Annotated in this window: 5 protein-coding genes; 4 read left to right on the forward strand and 1 reads right to left on the reverse strand. The window is 41.4% G+C overall.

Translation table 11 applies throughout. From position 1 onward, the window contains the following. Positions 1-258: 258 nt before the first annotated feature. A complete protein-coding gene (locus HT697_RS04100; RefSeq protein ID WP_004242853.1) occupies positions 259-618 on the reverse strand; it encodes a DUF3397 family protein in 360 nt (119 codons plus the stop codon). Positions 619-709: 91 nt separating this feature from the next. Between HT697_RS04100 and HT697_RS04105 the strand changes: the two genes are divergently transcribed. The 4 genes from HT697_RS04105 to HT697_RS04120 are packed head-to-tail and all read left to right on the forward strand — an operon-like array spanning position 710 to position 4,520. Then, the gene (locus HT697_RS04105; RefSeq protein ID WP_173262262.1) at positions 710-1,666 is read left to right on the forward strand and encodes a TIGR01212 family radical SAM protein; all 957 of its coding nucleotides are present in this window, start codon (positions 710-712) and stop codon (positions 1,664-1,666) included. Then, complete coding sequence (locus HT697_RS04110) at positions 1,650-2,207, forward strand: class I SAM-dependent methyltransferase (protein ID WP_173233641.1); 558 nt, start codon at positions 1,650-1,652, stop codon at positions 2,205-2,207. The genes HT697_RS04105 and HT697_RS04110 overlap by 17 nt, the downstream gene beginning before the upstream one ends. Beyond that, on the forward strand, positions 2,200-2,454 hold the full coding sequence (locus HT697_RS04115; protein WP_000361085.1) for a hypothetical protein: 255 nt from the start codon (positions 2,200-2,202) through the stop codon (positions 2,452-2,454). The genes HT697_RS04110 and HT697_RS04115 overlap by 8 nt, the downstream gene beginning before the upstream one ends. Before the next feature lie 11 nt (positions 2,455-2,465). After that, positions 2,466-4,520, forward strand: coding sequence for a cation:proton antiporter (locus HT697_RS04120; protein ID WP_173262265.1), 2,055 nt, complete (start codon positions 2,466-2,468; stop codon positions 4,518-4,520). The last annotated feature ends 17 nt before the right edge of the window (positions 4,521-4,537 follow it).

Raw genomic sequence — 4,537 nt, forward strand, 5'->3', positions numbered from 1 at the left:
ACGTTGGCAACAAGCTGCAGAATAATACTCTTCGAAAATCTCTTCAAACCACGTCAGCTTCACCTTGCCGTATATATGTTACTGACTTCGTCAGCTTCCATCTGCAACCTCAAAACAGTGTTTTGAGCAATCTGCGGCTAGCTTCCTAGTTTGCTTTTTGATTTTCATTGAGTATAAGCATTATTAAAAAATAGATAAAGAAAAAAACACTTCAATCATTGTATTTTAGTTTGATTGAGGTGTTTTCGATTTAGTTTTTTATTTCTGAGCCATCAATTCAACAATCATCTCGATATACATAACAAGGGTTAATAAGAATCCTGCACGCCAGAAGAATTTGATGAATTTAGGATAGTAAAAGCTGCGTTTTTTCAAAAGGAAGAAAAAAACGAGAATAATGGCTAGAAGTGAGAGGGCTAGGCCTAGTCTAGGGAGGAAATTATGGGTAAAGGTTTTAGCTGTAATCAAGTAATACTCAAATACTAAAACTGGAAAAGCCAAATCCGCAAAGTTTCGTCCTAGTTTTTTTAATCTAAAAAGTTTGGTTATGATGATGCAGACTACTAAAGTCAGTATCAATAGTAAAATAGATGCTAATTTCATTAAAATCATACCCATATTGTATCATAAAAAATGGCTAATGGAAACGAGAAACAGAGGAATTTATAGGAAAGTCAGGCTTTTGAGATTGTGGATGTTTTTTGTTATAATGAAAGTTATGAAATCTTATAATACCTTGAATGATTACTATCGAAAACTCTTTGGAGAAAAGACTTTTAAAGTCCCTATTGATGCGGGATTTGACTGTCCCAATCGTGATGGGACTGTAGCTCATGGAGGTTGTACTTTTTGTACGGTTTCAGGCTCTGGAGATGCTATCGTAGCACCAGACGCGCCTATCCGTGAGCAATTTTATAAGGAAATTGACTTTATGCACCGTAAGTGGCCGGATGTTCAGAAGTATCTGGTTTATTTTCAAAATTTTACCAATACCCATGAAAAGGTGGAAGTCATCCGAGAGCGCTATGAGCAGGCTATCAATGAGCCAGGTGTAGTAGGAATCAATATCGGAACGCGACCAGACTGTTTACCAGACGAAACTATTGAATATTTGTCTGAGTTATCGGAGCGCATGCATGTGACGGTTGAATTGGGCTTGCAGACTACTTATGAAACAACCTCTGACCTGATTAACCGTGCCCACTCCTATGAATTGTACGTGGAAACGGTCAAGCGTTTGAGGAAGTATCCCAAAATTGAGATTGTTTCCCATTTGATTAACGGTCTTCCTGGTGAAACCCATGAGATGATGATTGAAAATGTCCGCCGCTGTGTCACGGATAACGATATTCAAGGGATTAAATTGCACTTGCTTCACCTGATGACCAATACGCGTATGCAACGGGATTATCACGAGGGACGTTTGCAACTGATGAGTCAGGACGAGTATGTCAAGGTCATCTGTGACCAACTGGAAATCATTCCTAAACATATCGTCATCCATCGAATCACAGGAGATGCACCTAGAGATATGCTGATTGGTCCTATGTGGAGCCTCAATAAATGGGAAGTCCTCAACAGCATTGAGATGGAGATGCGACGTCGTGGAAGCGTTCAAGGATGCAAGGCTGTAAAACAGGAGTTTGAAAATGAAAAGACCACTTGAGATGGCACATGATTTTTTGGCTGAGGTAGTGACTCAGGACGATATCGTAGTGGACGCGACCATGGGAAATGGTCACGACACGCTTTTTCTAGCCAAGCTAGTTAAGCAAGTTTATGCTTTTGATATTCAGGAACAAGCCTTGGAAAAGACCCAAGAGCGTTTGGACCAGGCTGGAATGACAAATGCCCAGTTAATCTTGCAAGGCCATGAGATACTGGACCAGTTTGTGACAGAAGCCAAGGCAGGGATTTTTAATCTAGGCTATTTGCCATCAGCTGATAAGTCAGTCATTACCAAACCTCAGACGACTATTGAAGCCTTAGAAAAGCTGTGTCATTTGCTTGTCAAAGGTGGACGAATTGCTATCATGATCTACTACGGTCATGAAGGAGGCGACCTAGAGAGGGATGCTGTCTTGGATTTTGTTAGCCAGTTGAACCAACAAGAGTACACAGCTGCCATTTACCGAACTTTAAACCAAGTCAACAACCCACCATTTTTAGTAATGATTGAAAAATTAGAGAGATATAGACATGGATAAACAATACCTACGTGAAAAGCTGGATGCCATGCGCCAGAATTTTGTTGAATCAACCCACCACGAACGAGCAGTGGGAGTGCTAGACCAAGCGCATATGAGCAAAAAAATGCTTAAAATCAAGAAAAAATTAGTTGCTCTTGAAATGGAACGGTGCCAGAGAAAAATTGAGCACAAGGATTGTTCCAAGATTGACCAAAAAATCAAAGAGCAGAAGGAGATTTTTGAATCCTGTTGTAAAAAAGATTAAGGAGGACGTGCGTGGAATTACTGATTTACCTCATCCTATTTTTACTGGTCCTGATTGTCTCAAGTACAACCAATAAGCTCCTGCCCTTTTTGCCCCTCCCTTTGGTGCAAATTCTTTTGGGAATTGTGATTGGCCTCTTTTTACCCAATACCGACTTTCACCTCAATACAGAGTTGTTTTTGGCCCTGGTTATCGGGCCCTTGCTTTTCCGAGAGTCGGAGGAAGCAGATATTACGGCTATTTTAAAACACTGGCGAATCATTGTTTATCTCATATTTCCAGTGATTTTTATCTCGACCTTGAGTTTGGGTGGTTTGGCCCATCTTCTTTGGCTTAGTCTTCCCTTGGCGGCTTGCTTGGCTGTTGGGGCGGCCCTTGGGCCTACGGACTTGGTTGCCTTTGCCTCTCTTTCGGAGCGTTTTAGCTTTCCTAAGCGCGTGTCCAATATCCTTAAGGGTGAAGGACTCTTGAATGATGCTTCTGGCTTGGTTGCCTTTCAGGTGGCTTTGACAGCCTGGACAACTGGAGTCTTTTCCCTTGGGCAAGCGAGTAGTTCGCTCATCTTTTCAATCCTAGGCGGTTTTTTGATCGGTTTTTTAACAGCCATGACCAACCGGTTCCTCCATAGCTTCTTGCTAAGTGTGCGCGCAACAGATATTGCCAGTGAACTCCTTCTGGAATTGAGTTTGCCTCTTGTGACCTTCTTTCTGGCAGAAGAGGTACACGTTTCAGGGATTATTGCCGTGGTGGTTGCTGGGATTTTAAAGGCAAGCCGTTTTAAGAAAATTACGCTTCTCGAAGCCCAAGTGGATACGGTGACTGAGACGGTCTGGCATACAGTCAACTTTATGCTAAACGGTTCTGTCTTTGTGATTTTAGGGATGGAGCTGGAAATGATAGCAGAGCCTATCTTGACCAATCCAATCTATAATCCCTTACTTTTATTGGGATCTCTTGTCGCTCTTACCTTTGTCCTCTTTGCTATTCGTTTTGTCATGATCTATGGCTATTATGCCTATAGGACTAGACGTCTCAAGAAAAAGCTAAATAAGTATATGAAGGACATGCTTCTCTTGACCTTCTCAGGTGTTAAGGGAACCGTGTCGATTGCTACAATTCTTCTGATACCAAGTAATTTAGAGCAGGAGTATCCTCTCTTACTTTTCCTTGTCGCAGGTGTGACGCTTGTCAGTTTTTTAACAGGCCTCGTGGTCTTGCCTCATCTTTCTGATGAAGAGGAAGAAAGCAAGGATTATCTCATGCATATTGCCATTTTGAATGAAGTAACGCTAGAGTTGGAAAAAGAGTTGGAAGGCACGAGAAATAAGCTCCCTCTCTATGCGGCTATTGACAATTACCATGGACGTATTGAAAATCTCATCCTGAGTCAAGAAAATAAGGGGGCTCAAGAAGACTGGGCTGCTTTGAAACTCTTGATTCTTAGTATTGAAAGTGATGGATTGGAACAGGCCTATGAAGAGGGGAACATTAGCAATCGTGCTTACCGAGTTTACCAACGTTATCTGAAAAACATAGAACGAGGCATCAATCGTAAATTTGCGTCAAGACTGACCTATTATTTTCTTGTTTCCTTGAGGATTTTACGTTTTCTCCTGCATGAAGTTTTTACTCTCGGAAAGACCTTCCGTAGCTGGAAGGACAAGGAGCAAAGCCGTCTCCGTGCTCTTGATTATGACCAAATAGCAGAGCTCTATCTTGCCAATACAGAGATGATTATTGAAAGTTTGGAAAATCTGAAGGGAGTCTATAGACGCTCTTTGATTAGTTTTATGCAGGAGTCTCGTCTTCGTGAAACAGCTATTATCAGCAGTGGTGCCTTTGTCGAACGGGTTATTACACGTATCAAACCCAACAATATCGATGAAATGCTGAGAGGCTATTATCTGGAGCGCAAGTTGATTTTCGAATACGAAGAAAAACGATTGATTACGACCAAGTATGCCAAGAAGTTACGACAAAATGTCAATAACTTAGAGAACTATTCCTTGAAGGAAGCAGCCAATACCCTGCCTTATGATATGGTGGAATTGGTAAGAAGAAATTAGTTAATACTCTTCGAAAA

This window comes from Streptococcus sp. 1621, assembly GCF_013276615.1.
GTDB lineage: Bacteria > Bacillota > Bacilli > Lactobacillales > Streptococcaceae > Streptococcus.

Bases quoted from the DNA above. Each gene is read 5' to 3' on its own strand.
- HT697_RS04100 (WP_004242853.1), bottom strand. From the start codon at position 618: ATGGGTATGATTTTAATGAAATTAGCATCTATTTTACTATTGATACTG.
- HT697_RS04105 (WP_173262262.1), top strand. From the start codon at position 710: ATGAAAGTTATGAAATCTTATAATACCTTGAATGATTACTATCGAAAA.
- HT697_RS04110 (WP_173233641.1), top strand. From the start codon at position 1,650: ATGAAAAGACCACTTGAGATGGCACATGATTTTTTGGCTGAGGTAGTG.
- HT697_RS04115 (WP_000361085.1), top strand. From the start codon at position 2,200: ATGGATAAACAATACCTACGTGAAAAGCTGGATGCCATGCGCCAGAAT.